This is a genomic window from Breznakia blatticola, from assembly GCF_004365815.1.
GTDB classification, from domain to species: Bacteria; Bacillota_I; Bacilli_A; order Erysipelotrichales; family Erysipelotrichaceae; genus Breznakia; species Breznakia blatticola.
The window spans coordinates 122969-144587 of record NZ_SODD01000001.1 but is presented as its reverse complement, the minus strand read 5'-3'; the positions used below and the strand labels follow the sequence as shown (position 1 = coordinate 144587).

The 21619-nt window shown below is 34.2% G+C and carries 24 protein-coding genes and 1 tRNA gene; 14 read left to right on the top strand and 11 right to left on the bottom strand.

The window, feature by feature from the left end; genetic code table 11:
* Positions 1–106: 106 nt before the first annotated feature.
* Complete coding sequence (locus tag EDD63_RS00800; RefSeq protein WP_166667493.1) at positions 107–715, top strand: PfkB family carbohydrate kinase; 609 nt, start codon at positions 107–109, stop codon at positions 713–715.
* Positions 716–746: 31 nt separating this feature from the next.
* Here the strand turns inward: EDD63_RS00800 and EDD63_RS00795 are convergent, their stop codons facing one another.
* Together EDD63_RS00795 and EDD63_RS00790 are read right to left on the bottom strand one after the other, a co-directional pair.
* A complete protein-coding gene (locus EDD63_RS00795; RefSeq protein WP_134167481.1) occupies positions 747–1082 on the bottom strand; it encodes a cupin domain-containing protein in 336 nt (111 codons plus the stop codon).
* A gap of 12 nt (positions 1083–1094) precedes the next feature.
* Positions 1095–1835, bottom strand: a complete 741-nt coding sequence (locus EDD63_RS00790) for an ATP-binding protein (protein WP_134167479.1) — start codon at positions 1833–1835, stop codon at positions 1095–1097.
* Between the two features lie 94 nt (positions 1836–1929).
* Here EDD63_RS00790 and EDD63_RS00785 point away from each other — a divergent pair, with 94 nt between their 5' ends.
* The 4 genes from EDD63_RS00785 (at position 1930) to EDD63_RS00770 (ending at position 6947) form a co-directional block, all read left to right on the top strand.
* A complete protein-coding gene (locus tag EDD63_RS00785; RefSeq protein ID WP_134167477.1) occupies positions 1930–2571 on the top strand; it encodes a Crp/Fnr family transcriptional regulator in 642 nt (213 codons plus the stop codon).
* A gap of 241 nt (positions 2572–2812) precedes the next feature.
* Complete coding sequence (locus tag EDD63_RS00780; RefSeq protein ID WP_243833711.1) at positions 2813–5629, top strand: cation-translocating P-type ATPase; 2817 nt, start codon at positions 2813–2815, stop codon at positions 5627–5629.
* The gene (locus EDD63_RS00775; RefSeq protein ID WP_134167473.1) at positions 5630–6277 is read left to right on the top strand and encodes a potassium channel family protein; all 648 of its coding nucleotides are present in this window, start codon (positions 5630–5632) and stop codon (positions 6275–6277) included.
* A gap of 10 nt (positions 6278–6287) precedes the next feature.
* A complete protein-coding gene (locus EDD63_RS00770; RefSeq protein WP_134167471.1) occupies positions 6288–6947 on the top strand; it encodes a potassium channel family protein in 660 nt (219 codons plus the stop codon).
* A gap of 52 nt (positions 6948–6999) precedes the next feature.
* On the opposite strand, the gene EDD63_RS00765 is transcribed toward EDD63_RS00770, so the two are convergent.
* The 6 genes from EDD63_RS00765 to EDD63_RS00740 all read right to left on the bottom strand — a co-directional run bounded on the left by EDD63_RS00765 (position 7000) and on the right by EDD63_RS00740 (position 11876).
* On the bottom strand, positions 7000–7230 hold the full coding sequence (locus EDD63_RS00765; protein WP_134167469.1) for a helix-turn-helix domain-containing protein: 231 nt from the start codon (positions 7228–7230) through the stop codon (positions 7000–7002).
* Positions 7230–7709: a DUF2975 domain-containing protein gene (locus EDD63_RS00760; protein WP_166667492.1), complete on the bottom strand. Its 480-nt coding sequence runs from the start codon at positions 7707–7709 to the stop codon at positions 7230–7232. Before EDD63_RS00760 ends, EDD63_RS00765 begins: the two co-directional genes overlap by 1 nt.
* Positions 7710–7808: 99 nt before the next feature.
* Complete coding sequence (locus EDD63_RS00755) at positions 7809–8798, bottom strand: aldo/keto reductase (protein WP_134167465.1); 990 nt, start codon at positions 8796–8798, stop codon at positions 7809–7811.
* A gap of 57 nt (positions 8799–8855) precedes the next feature.
* Complete coding sequence (locus EDD63_RS00750) at positions 8856–10460, bottom strand: carbohydrate-binding domain-containing protein (RefSeq protein ID WP_134167463.1); 1605 nt, start codon at positions 10458–10460, stop codon at positions 8856–8858.
* Between the two features lie 8 nt (positions 10461–10468).
* On the bottom strand, positions 10469–11152 hold the full coding sequence (locus tag EDD63_RS00745; RefSeq protein ID WP_134167461.1) for a DUF4956 domain-containing protein: 684 nt from the start codon (positions 11150–11152) through the stop codon (positions 10469–10471).
* Complete coding sequence (locus tag EDD63_RS00740) at positions 11085–11876, bottom strand: polyphosphate polymerase domain-containing protein (RefSeq protein ID WP_134167459.1); 792 nt, start codon at positions 11874–11876, stop codon at positions 11085–11087. Before EDD63_RS00740 ends, EDD63_RS00745 begins: the two co-directional genes overlap by 68 nt.
* Positions 11877–12004: 128 nt before the next feature.
* On the opposite strand from EDD63_RS00740, the gene EDD63_RS00735 reads away from it, so the two are divergent.
* Both EDD63_RS00735 and EDD63_RS00730 read left to right on the top strand, forming a co-directional pair.
* On the top strand, positions 12005–12688 hold the full coding sequence (locus EDD63_RS00735) for a response regulator transcription factor (RefSeq protein WP_134167457.1): 684 nt from the start codon (positions 12005–12007) through the stop codon (positions 12686–12688).
* Positions 12681–13898 carry a sensor histidine kinase gene (locus EDD63_RS00730; RefSeq protein WP_134167455.1) on the top strand — a complete coding sequence of 406 codons (1218 nt, stop codon included), beginning with the start codon at positions 12681–12683 and terminating at the stop codon, positions 13896–13898. Before EDD63_RS00735 ends, EDD63_RS00730 begins: the two co-directional genes overlap by 8 nt.
* 30 nt (positions 13899–13928) lie before the next feature.
* On the opposite strand, the gene EDD63_RS00725 is transcribed toward EDD63_RS00730, so the two are convergent.
* Positions 13929–14966 (bottom strand): lysylphosphatidylglycerol synthase transmembrane domain-containing protein, encoded by a 1038-nt coding sequence (locus EDD63_RS00725; RefSeq protein WP_166667491.1) that lies wholly within the window; start codon positions 14964–14966, stop codon positions 13929–13931.
* Positions 14967–15045: 79 nt separating this feature from the next.
* Here EDD63_RS00725 and EDD63_RS00720 point away from each other — a divergent pair, with 79 nt between their 5' ends.
* The 3 genes from EDD63_RS00720 (at position 15046) to EDD63_RS00710 (ending at position 16570) form a co-directional block, all read left to right on the top strand.
* Positions 15046–15582: a GNAT family N-acetyltransferase gene (locus tag EDD63_RS00720; RefSeq protein ID WP_134167451.1), complete on the top strand. Its 537-nt coding sequence runs from the start codon at positions 15046–15048 to the stop codon at positions 15580–15582.
* A gap of 54 nt (positions 15583–15636) precedes the next feature.
* Entirely contained in the window at positions 15637–16098 is a 462-nt protein-coding gene (bcp, locus tag EDD63_RS00715) for a thioredoxin-dependent thiol peroxidase (protein WP_134167449.1), read from the top strand.
* 208 nt (positions 16099–16306) lie between these two features.
* Positions 16307–16570, top strand: a complete 264-nt coding sequence (locus EDD63_RS00710) for a hypothetical protein (RefSeq protein WP_134167447.1) — start codon at positions 16307–16309, stop codon at positions 16568–16570.
* A gap of 82 nt (positions 16571–16652) precedes the next feature.
* Here the strand turns inward: EDD63_RS00710 and EDD63_RS00705 are convergent, their stop codons facing one another.
* Positions 16653–17579: a polysaccharide deacetylase family protein gene (locus EDD63_RS00705; RefSeq protein ID WP_134167445.1), complete on the bottom strand. Its 927-nt coding sequence runs from the start codon at positions 17577–17579 to the stop codon at positions 16653–16655.
* 39 nt (positions 17580–17618) lie between these two features.
* Complete coding sequence (locus EDD63_RS00700; RefSeq protein WP_134167443.1) at positions 17619–17993, bottom strand: nuclear transport factor 2 family protein; 375 nt, start codon at positions 17991–17993, stop codon at positions 17619–17621.
* Positions 17994–18117: 124 nt separating this feature from the next.
* Here EDD63_RS00700 and EDD63_RS00695 point away from each other — a divergent pair, with 124 nt between their 5' ends.
* From EDD63_RS00695 to EDD63_RS00680, 4 genes are all read left to right on the top strand, one after another.
* A complete protein-coding gene (locus EDD63_RS00695) occupies positions 18118–18729 on the top strand; it encodes a pentapeptide repeat-containing protein (RefSeq protein ID WP_134167441.1) in 612 nt (203 codons plus the stop codon).
* A 134-nt stretch (positions 18730–18863) separates the two neighbouring features.
* Positions 18864–18939, top strand: a tRNA-Asp gene (locus EDD63_RS00690).
* 85 nt (positions 18940–19024) lie between these two features.
* On the top strand, positions 19025–19363 hold the full coding sequence (locus EDD63_RS00685) for a hypothetical protein (protein ID WP_134167439.1): 339 nt from the start codon (positions 19025–19027) through the stop codon (positions 19361–19363).
* Between the two features lie 1586 nt (positions 19364–20949).
* The gene (locus EDD63_RS00680) at positions 20950–21246 is read left to right on the top strand and encodes a transcriptional regulator (protein ID WP_134167437.1); all 297 of its coding nucleotides are present in this window, start codon (positions 20950–20952) and stop codon (positions 21244–21246) included.
* Positions 21247–21619: the final 373 nt, after the last annotated feature.

The following is a 21619-nucleotide window of genomic DNA, read 5'->3' as shown; positions in this document are numbered from 1 at the left end:
TTTTACCATCACAAGAAATGCTTTAAAGACACATAAATTATTCAGTACTTATCAGTGATTTATCGAGACTTGGTATGCACTGGTTGAATTAAGCCAACCATCATATGTGACAAATAAGACTCTAGAAGATTGTGGAGTTGTACATTTTTGTTCGGTTTCACTTGTAGATAGTGAAATGAAAGATGCACATACATATGTAATAAAAAAAGCAATCCAACAAAATATTCTTGTTAGTTTTGATCCAAACCTAAGGTTTTCTTTATGGGACGATTTAGTTGCGTTGAAAAACGTAGTTCATGAATATTTGCAATACGCTGATATTGTGAAGATTTCACAAGATGAACTTGAATTTTTATTTGATGAAATGAAGATTGAAGAAATCAAGCAACTATTATTTGCGTATCGTTGTAAATTATTAATTATTACAGGTGGAGAAGAAGGCGCAAGTATATATCGTAAGAATACATGCATTACATCGAAAGGAGTAAAAGTAACAGCAGTTGATACGACAGGAGCTGGTGATTCTTTTATTGGAGCTTTCTTGTACAAACTACTTGAAGCAAATGTAGAGAACATCGAAGTAGTAGATGACTTACTACTAAAAGAATTTGCGGATTTTGCAAATTTGTATGCAGCATATACCGTAACGCAAAAAGGAGCACTTAGTGTATTAGCAACACAAGCGCAACTTGATACATTTAGTCAAAATCTATAAAAAAGGCGACCGTGAAATCGGTCGCTTTGCATTATTCAAACATTTGGGTAAGTTGCATTTTAAACGGTTCTTTAGCATACAGTGCATGTAAGATGTCTGCAGGCATTAAAATGCTTTGATTCGTAGATACAGTATGTTCTACATTGTCGATAGTAATAATCGCACTTCCTTCTAGTACAGTAACAAGGGCATCCCCTTTTGAGGTATGTGCTCCAATTTCTTCACCTTGGGCAAATGCAAACAATGTCATCGATACTTTATCATTTTGGACGATGATTTTACTTACGACTTCTCCAGGATTCGCATTCACTAAATCTTTTAGTTCCATAACTTCACTTGGTGTGATATTCTTTACAACTTTATTCATGATAGCTCCTTTCTAATCTATGATTTTGCCATCGATACTGATGGTTTTTACTTGCCATGGAATAAACTTTCCACTGTTTTGTAGTGCATGTTTTGCGGCTTGTTCAAGCCCACCACAACATGGTACTTCCATACGTACAATTGTGACACTCTTTATATTGTTTTGCACAATGATTTGCTCGAGTTTCTCAGTATAGTCACCTTCATCTAATTTTGGACAACCGATAATACAAATGGAATTCTTAATAAAGTCTTCATGAAATCTTGCATATGCATATGCTGTACAGTCTGCTGCAATTAGTAGATTTGCATCTTCAAAATATGGTGCACTCACAGGAGCTAATTTGATTTGAATTGGCCACTGTCTTAATTGACTTTGACTGCTTACTTGTGTGTTTTCTTGAGTCTTTGCTTGTGGTTGCAAACTTCTTGCCATAGAACCTGGACATCCGCTATGTGCATGCGCATGTATTGGAACTTCGACATTCGTATGATGTGGATTTCCTTTTTCTGCCATCGCTTTCACATGGATATCAACGGCTTGTTGGTCATAAGCTTCTACATCTTTTTCTTCAATGGTAATTGCACCGGTTGGACAACTTGGTAAACAATCACCAAGTCCATCACAATAGTCTTCTTTGATTAGTTTGGCTTTTCCATTAATCATTGCAATGGCACCTTCGTGACAGGCAACTGCACATGCAGCACACCCATTACATAAATCTTCATTTATCGTTACTATGTTACGTTTCAATTGAATTTCTCCTTTACGTCGTTTGACTTTGTAATGATAGAATACTATAGTGAGTTTAAGAAGTATGTTGTTTTTACAACAGATGGGGTAGTTTATGAATAAAATATTTCAAATGATTTATGCACATCCTTTATTCAAGGGATTAAAAAATTCAGAAGTACAAGTAATCTTAGAAAGTTTGCATCGTAAGACATACGACCGTGAGCAGACTGTATTTGCGATGGGAGAATCGCAGTATGCAATTGGTTTTATTTTAAAAGGGAATGTAACCGTTTCAAAATTGGATTACTGGGGAAATCGTAGTATTGTCAATGTATTAGGAAAAGGTGAGATTTTTTGTGAGTCCTTCGCCTTTTCTCGGGTAGAAGAATTGCCTGTAAATGTTGTCGCACATAAAGATAGTGATATCTTATTTATTACTGGGGAACAGTTTATTGACTTTGGTGTTCGGTATCCGCAACTGATGAAAAATATGATGTATATCCTTTCCAGCAAAAATGTCTTTATGTCACAAAAGATGGATATTTTAAGTAAACGTAAAATACGTGATAAGGTACTTGCATTTCTATCAATGCAAGCCCAGCAACAAAGAAACTATCGTTTTAGTATTCCATTCAATCGAAATGAACTCGCAGATTATTTATCCGTCGATCGTTCGGCATTGAGTGCGGAATTATCCAAGATGCGTGATGAAGGAATCATTGATTATCATCTTAGTGAATTCACGATTTACTAGTCAACAATAGCCATATAAGTTTTATATTTCTCTCATATACTTTCGTAAATAATAAGGGGAAAATAAGCGATTTTTAACCGTATTTTAACCGAATCTTAACATTCAAATGAAGTATCATAATTGCTATAAAATTCATTAAAGTTTAGTATTGATTTATAGGAAGAAAAGAGTATGATTGTGCTTATGGATTTTTAGGTCCATTCATATTTACATTTGTTAGAATGTTATGGGAAAGGTAATTATGGAGAAGAAAAATTTGCAGATTTATAAACTTCCCCCTCAAGAAGTTTATGAACAACTTGGTAGCAAGCCCCAAGGACTTTCAAGTGATGAACTTGATCGTTTACGTGCTACCTATGGAAAGAATGAAATTGAAGAAGTTAAAGGGGAGCCCACTTGGAAATTGTTTCTAGGTCACTTTACTTCGATGATGGCAATTCTACTTTGGTTTGGTGGTATCGTTGCGATTATTGCCGAAATGCCAGAATTAGGTATAGCGATTTGGCTAGTTAATGTCATCAATGGATTGTTTAGTTTCTGGCAAGAATTCCAAGCTGGAAAAGCAACAGATGCATTGAAGAAAATGTTGCCTTCATATGCACGTGTGATTCGTGATGGACAAGAACAACAAATCCTAACAGAAGAGTTATTGCCTGGAGATGTGATGCTTGTCGAAGAAGGAGATAAGATTAGTGCAGATGCACGTCTTGTTGAAACTTCAGATTTTCAAGCGAATCAAAGTGCCTTAACAGGAGAAAGTAATCCTGTACATAAGCAAAGTGATGCGGTATTAAAAGATGATTTAACTCGCTTTGAATATCCAAATTTAATCTTTGCTGGTACAAGTGTTTCAAGTGGTTCTGGAAAAGCAGTTGTTACTGCAATTGGAATGAATACCGAATTTGGTAAGATTGCCAATTTAACGCAAAACATGGAAGTTGAATCAAGTCCACTACAAAAAGAATTGGACCGTTTAACCCGTCAAATTTCAATGATTGCAGCAGGAATTGGATTATTCTTCTTTATTGCAGCGATTGTATTTGTACATGACCCAGTAGCGAAAAGTTTCATTTTCGCCTTAGGAATGATGGTTGCCTTTATTCCAGAAGGTTTATTGCCAACAGTTACACTATCTCTAGCGATGGCTGTACAACGTATGGCAAAAGAACATGCTTTGGTTAAAAAACTAAGTGCCGTTGAAACGCTAGGTAGTACGAGTGTTATCTGTTCGGATAAAACAGGAACACTAACACAAAACGAAATGACAGTAAGTGATATTTGGTTACCAAATAAAGAATATAAAGTTACAGGCTTGGGTTACTCAAGTGAAGGAAGTGTCGAACTTGATGGAAAAGCTGTAACATACAAAGATGATAAAGACTTAGATTTATTATTACGTGGGATGGCGCTATGTAGCAATGCAAGAATTGTGCCACCAAATGAAGATAATGATCGTTATACCGTGTTAGGAGATCCAACGGAAGCATGTTTAGGTGTCGTTGCTCAGAAAGCGAAAATTGACTTAACACAGCTTGCACAGGAAGCTCCAAGAGTTCGTGAGTTACCATTTGATTCTCGTCGTAAACGCATGACAACGATTCATCAAATGCATCAAGAAGTAGATGGTAGTAAACGAATTGCATTTATAAAAGGTGCACCAAAAGAAGTGATGGAACTATCTACACATATTATCGTTGATGGTCAAAAAGTGGAAATGAGCGAAGTATATCGAACAAAAATCATGGAAGCAAATGACACGTATGCGCGTAATGGATTACGTGTGTTGGCATTAAGTTATCGTCCAATTACAAAGGATAGTAATGTGCCAGTACAAATGAGTGCTTATACACCAGAGATTATCGAACAAGATATGGTCTTTGTTGGGCTAGTTGTTATGCTTGACCCACCACGTCCAGAAGTAGCAGCAGCTGTTGAACTATGTCACAAGGCAAGTATTCGTATTGTCATGGTGACAGGTGACTATGGATTGACTGCTGAAAGTATTGCCAAACGAATTGGTATTGTAAAAGGTGAAAATCCACGTGTAGTTTCTGGAATGGAACTAGAAAGCATGGAAGATGATGAATTAAAGCAAGCGCTAAAAGATGAAATTATCTTTGCCAGAGTTGCACCAGAACAAAAATATCGTGTTGTGAGCATGCTCCAAGAAATGGGTGAAACGGTTGCCGTTACAGGAGATGGAGTAAATGATTCACCAGCACTGAAAAAGGCAGACATCGGGGTTGCCATGGGGATCACGGGAACCGATGTTGCCAAAGAAGCTGCAGATATGATTCTTACAGATGACAACTTTGCAAGTATTGTAAAAGCAGTAGAAGAAGGACGTGCAGTATATGCAAACATTCGTCGTTTCTTACTGTATATATTAAACTCAAATATGGCAGAAGCGGTGCCTAGTGCAGCATTCTTATTCTCTGGTGGACTCATTCCACTTCCATTAACAGTTATGCAAATTCTTGCAATTGACCTTGGTACAGATATGCTACCTGCTCTTGGTCTAGGAACAGAACTTCCTGAAGAAGGAATTATGGATCAACCACCGCGTAAGAAATCAGATCGCTTGTTGTCGAAATCTCTAATCATCAAAGCATTCTTATGGTATGGATTGATTGCGGCAGTAATTTCAATGGCAGGATATTTCTTAATTAATATTGCAAATGGTTGGCCAAATGTGCCACTTGCTAGTAGTGGAGCTGTTTATAAGGAAGCAACAACAATGACACTAGCAGCAATTGTGTTCTGTCAAATTGGAGCAGTTATTAACTGTCGAACAAATAAACGTTCGGTATTTACCGTTGGTTTATTCTCAAATAAAAAAATCGTATTTGGAATTGTCTTTGAAATCGTGCTTCTTGCATTATTGATGTATGTGCCATTCTTACAAGATGTCTTTAATACAGGACCTCTTGGTTTAACGCAATGGATTATATTGGCACTTATTCCAATTCCAGTTGTAGCACTTGAAGAATTACGTAAGAAAATCATGTATGGAAAAGAAATTGCGAAACAAAAATCATCAAGCAAAGGGGTGAAGTAAATGAATATCATTATCGTCGGTGGCGGAAGAATGGGAAGCGGATTATGCCAAAAACTTTCTTTAGAAGGCCACAAAATTACCTTGATTGACACCAACCAAGAAGTATTAGAAAAACTTGCAAAAACAAGTGCATTCACGGCAGTTAATGGATTGGGGTTTGATAAAAAGGTATTAGAACAAGCAGGAATTGAAAGAAGTGATGCATTAATCAGTTGTACCAATTCCGATGAAACCAATGCACTAATTGCAAGAATTTCAAAGAACATCTATCGTGTTCCACATGTTATTGCGCGGTTATATGACCGCGACAAAGCAAAGATTTACTCAATGTTAGGTGTACAAACCATTTCTACAACAGATTGGGGAATCGCAAGAGCTAGTGAGATTATCACATACACTCAACTTGATGGCATCATGTCACTTGGTGGTGGTGTTGAATTAGTGAGAGTGGATGTACCAGCATTGCTTGTTGGAAAAACCATTGAAGAAATCAATCGCCTTGGAGAAGTGCGCGTTGTCTCAATTGAGCGCAACAACGATGCTTTCTTACCAACTAGTGGAACGATTCTTCAACCAAATGATGGATTGTTTATCGCTGTCTTAAATTCTTCAGTAGGTACACTAAAAAGCCTACTGGGAATGAATTAGGAGGTACATCATGAAAGTTATTATTATTGGTGGAGGACAAGTTGGTTCTTACATTACAGATATACTCGTTAAACACGAAATCGATGTAAAAGTTATCGAATCACGTGAAAAAGTACTACAAAAGATTCGTGGTAAATTCAGTCCAGACATCTTAGTTGAAGGTGATGGTAGTGATCCAGTGATCATGTCACAAGCAGGGATGCAAGATTGTGACGTCGTGGTTTGTGTTACAGGTAAAGATGAAGTTAACCTTGTAAGTGCAACTATCGCAAAATATGAGTTTGGTGTGGACCGTGTAATCGCACGTGTAAATCACCCAAGCAACGAATGGTTATTTACTTTAGAAATGGGAGTTGATGTGAAAGTCAATCAAGCAGAATTGCTTGCACGTTTAGTAGTTGATGAAATTGACATGCGTAATGTTATGACATTGATGAAATTAAACCGTGGAGAATACTCAATTAGTCAAATCACAGTAGAAGCAAATTCAATGGCTATTGGAAAAGAAATTAAGGATCTAGCAATCCCTGATAAAGCTGTCTTAATTGCAATCACAAGAAACCATGAAGTAGTCATTCCAAAAGGAAATACTACAATTGAAAGTAATGATCACATCATGTTCTTATGTTATGATGATCAACTTGAAGAACTAAATGCATTATTTGCATAAGCACATAAGAAAACCGCAGTTCAAAATTGAGAACTGCGGTTTTTGCTTATATTTATGTGTTATCATCATTTTTTTCATAGCTTAGTAAATCACCAGGCTGACAGTCAAGGGCTTCACAGAGTTTTAATAATGTATGAACTTTAATGGCTTTTGCTTTTCCATTTTTTAAAATAGACATATTGGGCATATTGATTCCTACAAGTCTAGATAATTCGGTGACGCTCATTTTTCGTTTTGCCAACATTACATCAATGTTGAAAACAATTTTACCTTGTTCTTCCATTAAATTGTCAACTCACTTTCTTCTTGCAACTTTGCTGCTTCATAAATGAAATAACTAAGAGCATAACTTGCACCAGCTACAGCAAGTGCAAAGATAATAGCAGCACCTGAGCCAATGATAGTAGGTGGATCTATATAACCAAAAAATGCCATAATACACATTCCTATACCAAAGTAGATTGCATCAAACAAAGATAAAACAGAAATACTACGCATGTACTTTGCGGTTTTTCTTGTAAAGTGTTCAAACTTCATGATTTGAATACCAACAGCATATCCAAGTCCAAGAATGATAAGTACAGGAATTCCTGTGCATTCAATGAAAACTAAGACGATATTTTTGATGCTTTCTAATTCTGGAAACCCATATGTATACTGTTCAGCTAATACTGGAATAAAAAATCCATATAGAAATGCTACGAATACTAAAATCAATGTAATAAATATAAACAAAATGGTTGGAATATGTTTTCCCTTCATAAGTACCTCCATGTTTCTATATTTAAAATAACACAATAAATATTAAAAAACAATACAAATATATCGTTTTACGATAAATAAGTATTGTTTAGCGATTTATTAAGGTTTGATTACTGCATCAATTTCAGCGATGGTTTGTGCATCTAAGTCGGGTTTATTGAGTGCCTCTATATTTTCAATGATTTGTGAAGGCTTACTTGCTCCAATGAGTACACTGGTAATTCCTGGTTCTCTAAATTGCCACTTAATTGCCATTTGTGAAAGTGTCATATTGTTTTTCTTGGCAATTTCATGAAGTGCTTGGATTTGTGGTAATTTTTCTTTCACTCCAGTTTCTTGAAGAAAGCGAGCATCTGTTTTTACACGTGAGTCTTCAGGAATTCCGTGAATGTAACGTTCCGTGAGTAAGCCTTGTGCTAATGGTGAAAAACTGATAATCCCACTACCTGCAGCGATTGCAGTTTCCTTTAGTCCATTTTCTTCAATATCGCGCACAAAGATGGAATACTTATTTTGATTGATAATACAAGGTGTACCTAATTTGTTAAGTATGTTTACTGCTTTTTCTAAAGTAGTTCCATCATAGTTGCTTAATCCTACGTATAACGCCTTTCCACTTTGTACAATAGAATGTAGAGCTCCCATCGTTTCTTCAAGTGGTGTATTAGGATCCATGCGATGATGATAGAAAATGTCCACATAATCTAAACCCAGTCGTTTCAAACTTTGATCTAATGAAGCGATAAGATATTTTCTTGAACCCCAATCTCCGTATGGGCCATCCCACATGGTATATCCTGCTTTGGTTGAAATGATTAACTCATCTCGATAACCCGCCAGTTCTTCTTTTAGAATCTTGCCAAAGTTTTCTTCGGCACGTCCTGGAATCGGTCCATAATTATTAGCTAAGTCAAAATGTGTAATTCCATTGTTGAATGCTGTAAGTACTAAGTCAACCATACTTTGATACGGTGTATGATCACCAAAGTTATGCCATAGTCCAAATGATAAAGCTGGCAGTTTTAATCCACTTTTGCCACAGTAGTTGTACTGCATGTTATTGTAACGATCTTTATTTATGTTTTGCATGATATGCCTCCTGTGATTAGTGTAGCATATGAATAGAATAATAGAAAACAAGGAAGCTTATCTTCCTTGTCCGGGTCCACCAAAGCCACCGCCTGGTCCTCCATTCATACCACCACTATTTCCAATGGTTGTGACTGTACTAGTTGGGGTGAATGTTGTTCGTTTGCTACCATCAACTTGTAGTGTATACGTGCTATTAATAGCTAGTTTAGAACTTGCAATAATAAAGGAATTTGCATTTTTAGCATTTGTTCCATTATAAATTTCATTTCCTTCATCATCAACAATTGAAACATTTGCACCTGCTGCAATGGTTGTATCAAGATTTATCATAACAGTTGTTAGACTTGAATTTTCACTTACATTTAATGCCATTCCACTTGTTCCATAGGCGATTAATTGACCACCAGAAATTGCAAAACTTCCATCATAATCCAGTGCACCATTTCCATCGTTAGCTGGTCCATATACAGTGATTGTACCACCTGTGATTGTTGCATCTCCATTTACATCAATTCCATCTCCTTGTGCATCAACAGTGATTATACCACCACTTATTTGTAAAGTACCTGTTGAGGTAGAAAACATATCATTTCCACCAGGACCACCATTGAATCCTGGAGTACTTGTTTCAGTTGTACTATCACTACCACCAGCTGCATTTATCCCATCATCGCTAGCGACGATTTGAATGTTACCACCATGTATTTGTAAGTCAGCAGCTTCAAGACCTTCATAAGATTGTTTGATATCAATGGTTCCATCATGAATAAGTAAAGTTGCATCAGCATGTATTCCATCATCCCCAGTTGCTATCGTATAGGTTCCACCATCAATTGTGACATTTTGTGAGTGTACTGCATCATCCGTTGCATCAATGTCAAATGTTCCATCACTAATAGTGATAGATGTATAGGCTTTGATGGCTTTGTGACTTGTCGCATCTGTTCCAGTTGTTGTAAGAGTATACGAACCGTCATGAATTTCTAAAATTCCTTTATCTGCTTCTGTATCATTTGTTGCTTTTAGTGCATCATTTACTGCAGTGATAGTAAGCGTTGCATTTTCAATAATGAGAGAATCCTTACCACGAATCCCATCATCAGTTGCTTGGATAGAAATTGTAGCATCTTTAATATTTACATCATCTTTTCCACCAATTCCATCTTTGTAGTTTGCTTGAATCGTTAAACTTCCATTTCCGTCAATCACAAGATCGTCTTTAGAAAATAGTGTAGCATCCGGTTCTTCACTTTCATCAAGAACGGTATACGTGCTTCCATCACTCAATGTGTTTTCTGTATTTTCTTTTAGGGTGATGGTTGTTTCATCTGCATTTTTTATATAAATTGCACTGCTTGTTTCACAGTGAATATCAACATTATCTAAAATGATGGTAACTTTTGCAGTATCATTTGCATCAACAAGGATTTGTCCATCATCAAGTGTTCCACTAATCGTATACGTTCCGGCTTTGGTTATTGTTGCTGTTGTCTCACTAATTTGGACACTCGTATCATCACTGGTAATGGAATCATTTTTTAAGGTGATTGTTGATCCTGAAGTACTTGTATCACTTTCTTCTTCGTTAGTGTTTGTCTGACAAGCACTAACAAGAACCAATACAAGTAAGATAGGTAGTATGTGTTTTATATATTTCATGTAGCCTCCTAAAATTCATCTGTGTGCATCATATTGCTTAACGATATGTTTAGGTTTGCATTGCGACAACGTAAACTATCTAAAAGTTCGTGTTTATTTTGACTTTCATAAAGGGTAATCACGTAGGTTAATTCAAAAATACTGCCAAAGTCTTTTGTACGCATACGGACCAGTTCATACGATTTCGTATAGTCTTTTAAGATTTCACTAAAGTTTTCTTCTTCATTCATTTCCTCAGGAACAAGCATTACAAGTTTCATTCGTTTTGTGCCACTTGTACTTACTTGTAGTAGGTCCAAAATGAAAAAGACAATACAAATACATACTGTAATGATAATGGCGAATAGGGGAGCTTGTAAGCCACAAGCAAGACCAACCGCTACGCAAAATAGAATATATACAATATCTCTGCTGCTTCCTGGTGCACTCCGAAAGCGAATGACAGAAAATACTCCAGCTAATGAGAATGCACCTGCTACATTGTTTCCAATGAGTAGAAATACGCAACACATTAATACAGGCAGTAATAATAAACTGCTTATCAAGTTTTGCGAATAGTGGTTCTTACTTGTATGTTTATAAGTAAATGCAATACTTGCTCCAAGTACTAAGGCAATGCTCATACTAAGTAGTAGATTTGTGAGCGACAGCGTTGTTGTATCCGTACTCATATTTAAAAGTGTTTCTAACATATAATTCCTCCTGATGTTGTTTCATCTCTTTTCTTTCTTTTGTATATAACTCGTATTCTTTTCCAATCTTGGAAAAACTTTGTTTATATATCTTATGTTTTTGTAGTAGCTTGACTAACCATAATGGAAAACTTTGTTCTGCTTTGATTTCCAATATGTACATATTCTTTTCTAGTAAACTTCGTTGTTTGTCGCGAATGCGATTGCTGATGATATTTGTATCAAAGGTGAATCGCAGTCCTTTTTGCACGATTGAAAAATACGCATACCGTTCATACTGTACATGTACTTTTAACTGCAATCGTTGTTTATCAATGGTATATTTCAATTCGCGTAAAACTTGCTGGTTGATGTTTGAAAGATCACTTGGTAGTTCACCTTTTTCAACAAATGCCTTTGCTTGTTTGAAAGGCATCATGATACGCCGCTTATTTCCATATTTCTTATACTTCTTTTTGATTTCCACAAAAACCATCGTGTCATCACAAAACGGTTCATATGCACGAATTCGCAATTTCTCTTTATACAGCGGTTTACTTACGGATCTTTGAATAAATGTATTGTGAATATCATCGATATAGTAGTTGTAGATGGTATAGGGTTTTCCATCCTTGTTGTAGATGTCATTTTCGATTGTGCCTGCTAAATCTGCAAGTAATGCATCTTTTTGTTGTTGAGTCACTTTGAATTTACATTCATGACGACCAAATACTTCTTTTGCCATAATCTATCCTTTCTGTTGGTAAAGCTCTTGCTTCATCAGTGAGTATACAAAAGAAGTCTTAAAAGAACTTGAAATGAACTTTAAGGTTATTTTAAGAAAGAATGTTATAATCAAAGTGGAAAAACATTATGCGTATATTAATTATTGAAGATGAAAAGAAACTTGCTGATTCATTAGCGCAAGTTCTAAAAAAACACAATTATATAGTAGATGTTGCATATGATGGAATCGATGGAGAAGAGCAAGCACTTGCAAATATCCATGATTTAATTCTTTTGGATGTGATGTTACCAAAACAAGATGGATTTGAAGTGCTATCTGCTTTACGTGCGCAAGATATTCAAATTCCAATTTTAATGTTGACTGCAAAAGATCGTGTACAAGATAAAATTCGTGGACTTGATTATGGTGCAGATGATTACATTGCCAAACCATTTGATACACAAGAATTGCTAGCACGAATTCGTGCCAATTTACGACGACGCAATGTGGCTATGGAAGATGATGAATTAGCGTTTCATGATATTGTTCTTGATAAAGCAAATCTAATTGTCAAAAGTAGAAATGATCAAATTAGTTTAACTTTGAAGGAAGCAGAAATACTTGAACTACTTATGTCAAACCAGCAAAGTATTACCACAAAAGAATTACTTTTAGATAAAGTGTGGGGATATGACAGTGATGCAAGTTTCAATCATGTTGAAGTCTATATTTCTTTTCTTCGTAAGAAACTAAAATATTTAAGTTCAACAACGATCATTCAAACCATTCGTGGTGTTGGTTATAAACTTACGGAGGTGTCCGATGTTTAAGACGTTACGCAAAAAGTTTTTATGGATGAATTTGCTTAGTATTGTTTGTATCCTTTTGGTTGCTTTTTTTGCCGTTGGTTTTATAAGTATTCAAAATACATCAAGAGATATTGATAATGAATTGAGCATGCGTCTAGATGTGCCACGAAACATGCCGGATTTAAAAGGGAAACCAAAAGATGAAGGTCCTGGAAATATGACGTATTTGGTATTGGTAAATCAAAAGAAAGAGATTCTATCTTTAGATGAACCATCATTTGTGTCCATGAGTGAAAGTGTCTATTCAAACTTACTTGAACATGTGGAAATTGAAGATGAGGATGGATATTTCCAACTAGATGGACGTTATTTTGCCTATAAGCTGAAAGCATACGGCAACAATTACTTGGTTGCTTTTTTAGATATTAACCAACAAGTTGGTGTAATTACGGAAATGTTGATTGCATTTGGACTTGTGAGTGTAGTTTCTATTGTAGTGGTTGCATTATTTTCTAATTACTTTGCAGGACGAGCAATTGCACCAATTCAAAAGAACTTCAAGAAGCAACAAGATTTTGTTAGCGATGCATCACATGAACTAAAAACACCACTTACCATCATTTCTACAAATGTAGATGCAATTCTTACAAGTAAGGATGCAACTGTAGAAAGTCAGAAAAAGTGGTTAGATAATATTCAAGAAGAATTAAAGCGTACAACGAAATTGACTAATTCCTTATTATACTTAACCAAAATTGAAGATGAACATGAACTACAACATCAAGATTTTGATTTCTCACGTGTCGTTGATGAAGAATGTTTAACTTTTGAAGTTCAAGCATTTGAAAAAGAGTTAAGCGTACAAACAAATATTCAAGAACACGTACACATTTCAGGGAATAAAGAATTGCTTGAACAAGTCGTACGCTCTTTACTAGAAAATGCATTGAAGTATACACACGCAGGGCATACGATTCGGGTAGATTTACATGTTGACCAAAAGCAGGTGAAACTATCAATCAGTAATCCAAGTCCGACCATACCAGCAGAGAAACAGTCCCGTTTATTTGAACGTTTCTATCGCGTAGATGATGATCGCAATTCACAAACTGGCGGGCATGGCTTAGGATTATCCATTTGCTTACGTATTGTAGAGATGCATAAAGGAACGATGGCAATACATAGTCAAAATGATATATTTACAGTACAGGTTATACTACCTATGCAATAAAAAAAGAGGCAGGTCCATTGGATCTGTCTCTTACTGTTGATAGATGTCATCACTTTTTGCTTTTGCACCTTTGATTCGAAAATAGAAAAGCACACAAGCACCAATGATGATGTTGATATAGTATGTTGCTAGTCTCCATATAATCATGATTGGTTTTGCATAATCATGGAAGACAACGGCATACATTAAAATAAACATGGTTTCGGTAAATCCTGTATCACCAGGAAGTGGTGTCAATGCATTTAGCATATGCACAAATGAGGAAATCGCAATGATATGTAGTACATCAATGGCATCAAAAGGCATATTGTAACCTAGAGCAATGACATATGGAATACTATAGAAAATCGTCATACGAATGATATTACATAGAATTCCTTTGACAAGTAATTTCTTACGTGTTTTCAACTTGATGATTTCACTATGGAAATACTCCAATGAGAGTTTCCATTTTTTTGCTGTTTCTTCTGGTTCTTTTACAATCCGAATTTTGTGTAATAAATTAATGATTTTTGTTGTTAACTTAATAAAGAAGTTTGGAAATTTTGTCATTAACCATAAAGCGACAATTACCGCAGAGTTAATCAACCAACCAGCTACGATGAACGGGAAGTACAGCATAATGTTTCCAAAGACAAATTCTAAATTAAACAGCAACATCAAAGCCGCATAGATAATTACAACAATTTGAAACATAAAGAAATCCATCCAAAGCGTACTTGCAATGTCAGGAATTTTCATTCCAATTTGTTTTAAAGCAAAACTTTGTGCAACTTGGCCACCGCCAACAGGAGTAACTCCATTAAAGAAAGCAGCAACGTATGCATTTTGGATACCATCGATAACACGAATATCTTTTTTATATATTTTCGCACATTGGCTTATAACATATCCTTGTAGTAAATAATAGGTGATACCTAAGCCACAAACAATGAAGACTAGCCATATTGGTATAGCCTTAATGTTTTCAATAACTTGTTGGTAATCATCATGTAAAGCAAACCACAAAGCAAATGTAATAAGAGCAATTAAAAGCAGTGCGTTTAGTACATTTTTTTTGATAGGCAATCCCTCCGAAATTATTGTACCATGAATAACTCAAGTATCCCATAACAAAAATGTAAGGTAAATAGGGTATAATGGATATATGAATGAAGAAAAATTTACAATACGCTTTTTGAGCGTCAACGATATTGACCAATTGGTCGAGTTCGAAACATACAATAAAGAGAATTTTGAGAAGTTTAACCCAACCAAACCAGATAGCTTTTTTACGCGTGAGGGACAAGAAATGCGCATGGAGCATGTACTAGCAATGCGAATGAGTGATCTTGCATATAGTTATGGTATTTTTGTTGAAGATGAATTGATTGGAACTTTTGATGTATTTCAAGTGGAAAGAGGAGCTATGCAAAATGCCTGGATTGGTTATTGTATTGATCAAGACTATCAACATTTAGGTTATGCAACTGCAGCAATGAACCAAATTATTAAACTAGCTTTCAGTCAACTTCAATTGCATCGTTTGGAAGCTTGGGTTATGCCATCAAATGAGCAGTCCATTCATTTGCTTGAACGTTGTGGCTTTGAAAAGATTGGTCTAGCAAAGCGAAGTATATATGTACATGGAGCATGGCAAGATCATCTAATTTATGCTTTATGTAATGAACACTACGGGCAATAAAATTGCATTCAACTATTAACCACGATAAAGTATGGATGAAAAGAGGTGGATATCATGTTAGAAGAAAAAATGAAAGCATATGATTTTGCTTTAGAAGATGCGCAAGGACAACTGCATCATTTACATGACTATAAAGGAAAGAAAGTCGTCGTTTACTTTTATCCAAAAGACAACACCCCAGGATGTACAAAACAAGCATGTGCATTTCGTAATGCATTTCAAGATTTACAGGATGAAAATACAGTAGTTATTGGTATTAGTAAAGATGGAAGAGAAAGTCATCAGAAATTTATTGATAAATATGATCTTCCGTTTATCTTGTTGAGTGATCCAACCCTAGATGCTATTGAAAACTATGGTGTATGGGTAGAAAAGAACATGTATGGAAAGAAATACATGGGTGTTGCTCGTTCAACATTTGTTATCGATGAAACTGGAACGATTATAAAAGTATATAAAAAGGCAAGTCCAGAAAAGAATGCGCAACAAATTGTTGATTACTTAAAAGCACTATAAAGTGAGATGTATGCTCACTTTTCTTTTGGATTTCATGAAAAATCTTAAGAAAAAGTAAATTACGTATAACATCACACAAAAAACACAAAAGATTCTATAGAAGTTTTATTTCGGTTTTGTTAGAATAGCACTAAGAAATTCAATTGTATGGGGATTTCTTACAATACAAAACGTGAAATGATTAGCGATATGAAAGTGGGGACTTATCATGAATTGGTACAATATTTTAAATGAAGAAGAAAAAACATACATGGATGATTATGTAAAAGCAGAAGGTTCATTACTTTCGCTAGCCAAAATGTATAACTTAAGCTATGGTGAAGTGAAAGAAAAACATGAACAAATCTTTTCAAAGATTGAAGATCTTGTAAAAGGTCAAGATGGATTTGATCCAAAAACGATTGAACTTATTGGTAAAGGTGAGTTCAGTTTAGAACTAGCGGATATTTTATTCAGTAAATATCGAAACTAAATCGAATCGTTTCACAAACATACATGCAAATCGAGAGCAAAAAAGGTAAGTTCACATGGGGTGATTGACTTACCTTTTTTGTTTAATATCCAGTTAATTGTATATACTCTTCCAAACTCACAAATCGATATCCATTTTCAAGTAATTGTGGAATGATTTGTTCAAGTGCAGTTGCACTACTATCATAGATGTCGTGGAAAAGAATGAGTGAATGTGGTTGAAGTGTTGACATTACATTATTGACTGTACCTTGTGGGTTTTGCTTGTTACGCCAATCATTGCTATCCACATTCCATAAAATGATTTTCTTATCAATTGCTTGAGTAATTGCATCATTATAACTTCCGTATGGTGGTCGAAGATATTTTGTTGTATAGCCACCAGCAGCAATAATCTGTTGGTCAGTTGAACTAAGTTGTGCCTTCATGCTTTCTATAGATAAAGTAGTCAAATCTGGATGGTCATAACTATGTGAACCAATTGTATGACCTTCTGCAATCATACGCATAAGCAAACCAGGATTTTGTGCAACCTTTTGACCCAATACAAAGAATGTAGCTTTGATGTTATATTGTTTCAACGTGTTAAGAATGCGTTCTGTAGAGCCATAACCAGGGCCGTCATCAAAAGTTAAACACACAATTTTATCACCATTATACTGTGGTATTTGAACAGAGGTGCTCGGTTGCTGATTATTAGCCTCTTGTTCTTGTCGTTGCTTTTGTTCACGTTCTTTACGTTCTGCTTCTTCTTTTGCCTTTTTTTCTTCCTCTGCTTTTTTACGTTCTTCATAAAATCTTCCATTTGGAAAATCAGTTTCTATTACACTAGAAATATCTGGCGTTTGTTTTGTGAATAAGCTTGTTGAATTTTCATATAAAGCAATTGGTGTCATATCTTCTTTGTGCATAATTGTACGAACACCTTTATAGGCAATTATACTTAGTAAGACAACACAAAGAATTGCTAGACCAATTAGAAATGTACTTTTTTGTTTTCTATTTTTCATATGTATATCATACTATAAAAAAATCCCATTGGGATTCTTTTATGCTCTCTGTGAAAATGTTTTGCACGTAATTTTCCAAACACCTTCAATTTTCATTAAGTGGAACATATCGATTACTGTACCGTCTCCATAGAAGCCTTCCACTTGCAAACAAACAGAAGCAATGTTTCCTTCTACTTGTAAATGTGTAATCACATATTCACATAGATCATGGTTTTCTTCCATTGTTGGTTTGCTTGTGATTTCATCATAGAATAATTGTGGTGTAGCCATCACTCCATATTCTTTGATGTATCCATACATTGCTGCATCCCCATAGAAAATACTTTTTAAAGTTTCAATATCTCCTTTGTATACAGCATCCATATAGCGTTCAACAACTTCAGTAATACGTTTTGCATCAAACTGTTTCATTTGTCGTCCCTCCCTAGTTCTTAGCTAATTCTACTATACCTTAGCATTTCTATACATGCAAAGCAGGTACACGGATTTGAAAAAGTCCTTTAGCATTTTTATAATTTGAGCTATCATAGAATATATGAAACATATAACACCGATTGAACAATACGATGACATTATCGAAAATGAAGTCATTAGCCATATTGAACCAAATACTTACTATAAATCATGTACGATTGTTGATGAAGACACATATACATATGATCAAGTGAAGTTTGAACGTTGTACTTTTACCTTACCAACTTTTGAAAAGATTGAAATGTTGGATACGATTTTTTTATACTGTGATTTATCAAACTGCAATTTTGAAGAAACACTACTACATCGTGTTGATTTCATTCACTGCAAATTGGTTGGTTCTTTATTTATTGAAGCGAATTTAGGATATGTCCGTTTTAAAGATTCGATTCTTCGGTATGCTAATTTTGCATCAACAAAAATAAAGCATGTTTTATTTGAATCGTGTGAACTTGTAGAAGCTTCATTTCTACATACGAAACATAAGGAATTACAATTTGACCATTGTATGATTCAAAAGTTAGATTTGCGTGAAACCAAACTGGCAGGGATTGATATAAGTACTTGTGAATTTGAAAGTTTGTTTCTAGATTTACAGCATAGTAAAGGCTTAAAAATACGTTTTGATCAAGCAGCAAGTATCGCGATTATGCTAGGTTTAGAGATCGCATAAACCAAGTAAATATAGCGAATTATAAAAAAATAAAAAAAAATTAAAAAAGTTGCATAAAAAGACTTGCATAGATAGAAAAACTTTGTTATTATTAACTTCGTTAGCGGTAAACAATTCGCAAATGAAGAAAATATGGTCCTGTGGTGTAGTGGTTAACATGCCTCCCTGTCACGGAGGAGATCGTGGGTTCGAGTCCCATCAGGACCGCCATATTACTTATTAAACTTGGATGATTTCCAAGTTTTTTTGTGCTTTAATAAAAACATTGTTGAATTCATAATCGGGAGGTCTGCATATGAAGAAAGTGTTGTGTTTATGTGTTTGCTTGTGTATATATGTATGTGGTTGTCAGTCTCAACAAGAATCGAAAGCAAAGGATAACTCAAATCAAATGGAATGCGAGCCATGTGAAAATGTGGAAAGTCTCATTCCTGCAAGTATGAAGCCGGGTACGATCATTGAATTTCAGGATGAACGCTCATTTCTTATCAAAGAAGGAGGATATCCAGAACTTGTACGCAATGAGAAGATTACGGGGTTACCCAAACCATACAAAGGAATGATAGTGACGTATGCAGATGATGGTTATATATTAAATATCAAAGATGCTAGTGACGAAGATATTGCTAAATAAATTTATAAATAGAATAATGGTGTCTTCAAAAGTTAGTTATTGTATAGACCAAGCAAGACAAATAATCATACATAAACCTGCATTATCATCTTATACGCTTATAATATATGGTGCATGTAATACCTAAAAAACTAGTCAAGATTGACTAGTTAGTTGTTTAGATTGATATGTACTAAGATATAAGTTTAATTGAAACGGTGTATACGGAACTGTACAAATTGTGGTATGCGAGGTCCCTTTTTAATAGCAATAGTGGTGTACTATTCGCTTGCATGAACACACACCATAAACTCTAGTGCTTTTTACTCGTTTTAATCTTCTCAAGTTATATAAACACTGTGTTATATCGTGTTGAGATTAGTCAGCGATAAACAGAATTACTGCTAATATTTTTATTATCTGTCATGATCATTACTCTTAATATCACTAACTTTTATTGCGATATATAATAATAACATTAATTGTATTACGTCATAAATAAGTCTATACATGTATTGTTTTCTCCTTTCAAGTCATTAGTCTGAATCTAGTAGTTCTTTCTTTATGTATTACAGTTATCGATATGGTTATTATAGTTGAAGCTACTATTGATGTAAAGTTGTTGATATTAGACAATGTGTATGTATGGTACACATATTATTAATAGTTGAGTTAAAGGAATAAACAGAATACTTAACTTATTCTAAAATGAAAAGAAAGCTAAAGTCTGATAATAAATGTAAAATTAAAAGAAATGAATCTTTATCAAACTATCGAGTTATAAATTTTCAAAAGCTTTTTACGACAGTTGTAGTTTAGCTTTATTACTTTTTAATAAATAGTAATATCGATAAAATAAAACACTTAGTTTACGTGACAAATATCTTTACATACTTAAATGCTTTTCCTATAATTATTTTAGAGGATGAATCACATGAAAAATTCAAAAGAAATAATTAACACCGCAATAAGTAATACTCATTTTGTATTGTCGAAAAACAAAGATACTCGTAATATATCGAAATATATGAAATATCTTTTCCTTTTCTATTTTATCGCATCTACAATTATATATATATACCAATCAATTATGCGCATAAATGGACTTTATCAGAGTGAACTATATTATTCGATATATCGAATAATGCTGATATCATTTTATATAGTAATTCCATGCTTATATTATTATCTTGTTAAGCGAAATAAAATGAATTTATCTGATAAAAATTTCTTGCACTCATTTATGATAATACCAATTTTATTGTCATTTAATAGTCTAGTTTTTATTCTTATATACTATTTTGATTCAATTATAATGTATTACATGCATTTAATGATACCGTTGGAAGTAATTATTATGATAGCTGCTTTTCTACTTATATATAACTTTACGAAAAGAAAAACTTTTTTACTACCTATTATTTTTTTGTTAATCTATTTTGCATGTGTTGTTTATGTAAGGATAACTATGGAGACAGCGGTTGAATTGACAGATTATTTTCTTTTTATAGTTAAAATGAACGATTGTTTTGTTTGGTTTGCAGATTTTAATATAATTCCGATTATTTCTTTATTGTATTGCTGGTTATTATTGAGAAGTGCTAAAGATGTCGACTAAACTTCTTCAAACGTCAAAGGTATTCGAATCAAATATTCGTTTGCAAATGATCGCAAGCCTTTCAGTATCTGATTTAACATATCGCGAATTAAAAGATATCTGTGAATGTTCAGATGGTAATATGACGACTCATACAAAAAAATTAATCGAAAATGATTATATATCTGTTAAAAAAGAGTTTATTAACAATAAGCCGCAAACTACATATTCGTTAACAAAGAAGGGAAGACGTGAATTCTTAGAATATGTAAATATACTAAATAGTCTTACTACAGGAAGCAAATAATGAAGATTTCAATATTAGTTTACTTAACAAGTTTATTTTTGAATTTGTAAAGAATGTTTTGGGTGATTTTCATGCTAACTGTACAGAATTAATACAAAGAGAAAATAGTACAACTATAAATGTTGTTGGAACTACTCATTCTATATTTGAGATATTGCAGTAAGTAAAACGTATATTGTGAGCTTTGATTCATAAATAACAAGGTATTATTGTACTAAAAATGAAGCCGTATAGTCCTGTTCGGGATTATATGGTTTTTTTATGCTTTTTATAAAATTACTTTGAATATCGTTGTTTTGATTAAGTGTTGACATTTGTATTTATTTGACCTATTATATTTATAGAACTATTAAATAAAGAGTACACGTTATTA

Coding starts and splice junctions, on each gene's coding strand:
- EDD63_RS00740 (WP_134167459.1), bottom strand. CDS start 11,876: ATGGCAAAAGAAGTATTTGGTCGTCATGAATGTAAATTCAAAGTGACT.
- EDD63_RS00785 (WP_134167477.1), top strand. CDS start 1,930: ATGAATAAAATATTTCAAATGATTTATGCACATCCTTTATTCAAGGGA.
- EDD63_RS00750 (WP_134167463.1), bottom strand. CDS start 10,460: ATGAAATATATAAAACACATACTACCTATCTTACTTGTATTGGTTCTT.
- EDD63_RS00720 (WP_134167451.1), top strand. CDS start 15,046: ATGAATGAAGAAAAATTTACAATACGCTTTTTGAGCGTCAACGATATT.
- EDD63_RS00730 (WP_134167455.1), top strand. CDS start 12,681: ATGTTTAAGACGTTACGCAAAAAGTTTTTATGGATGAATTTGCTTAGT.
- EDD63_RS00705 (WP_134167445.1), bottom strand. CDS start 17,579: ATGAAAAATAGAAAACAAAAAAGTACATTTCTAATTGGTCTAGCAATT.
- EDD63_RS00780 (WP_243833711.1), top strand. CDS start 2,813: ATGGAGAAGAAAAATTTGCAGATTTATAAACTTCCCCCTCAAGAAGTT.
- EDD63_RS00795 (WP_134167481.1), bottom strand. CDS start 1,082: ATGAATAAAGTTGTAAAGAATATCACACCAAGTGAAGTTATGGAACTA.
- EDD63_RS00680 (WP_134167437.1), top strand. CDS start 20,950: ATGTCGACTAAACTTCTTCAAACGTCAAAGGTATTCGAATCAAATATT.
- EDD63_RS00700 (WP_134167443.1), bottom strand. CDS start 17,993: ATGAAACAGTTTGATGCAAAACGTATTACTGAAGTTGTTGAACGCTAT.
- bcp (WP_134167449.1), top strand. CDS start 15,637: ATGTTAGAAGAAAAAATGAAAGCATATGATTTTGCTTTAGAAGATGCG.
- EDD63_RS00760 (WP_166667492.1), bottom strand. CDS start 7,709: ATGAAGGGAAAACATATTCCAACCATTTTGTTTATATTTATTACATTG.
- EDD63_RS00695 (WP_134167441.1), top strand. CDS start 18,118: ATGAAACATATAACACCGATTGAACAATACGATGACATTATCGAAAAT.
- EDD63_RS00735 (WP_134167457.1), top strand. CDS start 12,005: ATGCGTATATTAATTATTGAAGATGAAAAGAAACTTGCTGATTCATTA.
- EDD63_RS00770 (WP_134167471.1), top strand. CDS start 6,288: ATGAAAGTTATTATTATTGGTGGAGGACAAGTTGGTTCTTACATTACA.
- EDD63_RS00765 (WP_134167469.1), bottom strand. CDS start 7,230: ATGGAAGAACAAGGTAAAATTGTTTTCAACATTGATGTAATGTTGGCA.
- EDD63_RS00755 (WP_134167465.1), bottom strand. CDS start 8,798: ATGCAAAACATAAATAAAGATCGTTACAATAACATGCAGTACAACTAC.
- EDD63_RS00775 (WP_134167473.1), top strand. CDS start 5,630: ATGAATATCATTATCGTCGGTGGCGGAAGAATGGGAAGCGGATTATGC.
- EDD63_RS00710 (WP_134167447.1), top strand. CDS start 16,307: ATGAATTGGTACAATATTTTAAATGAAGAAGAAAAAACATACATGGAT.
- EDD63_RS00685 (WP_134167439.1), top strand. CDS start 19,025: ATGAAGAAAGTGTTGTGTTTATGTGTTTGCTTGTGTATATATGTATGT.
- EDD63_RS00745 (WP_134167461.1), bottom strand. CDS start 11,152: ATGTTAGAAACACTTTTAAATATGAGTACGGATACAACAACGCTGTCG.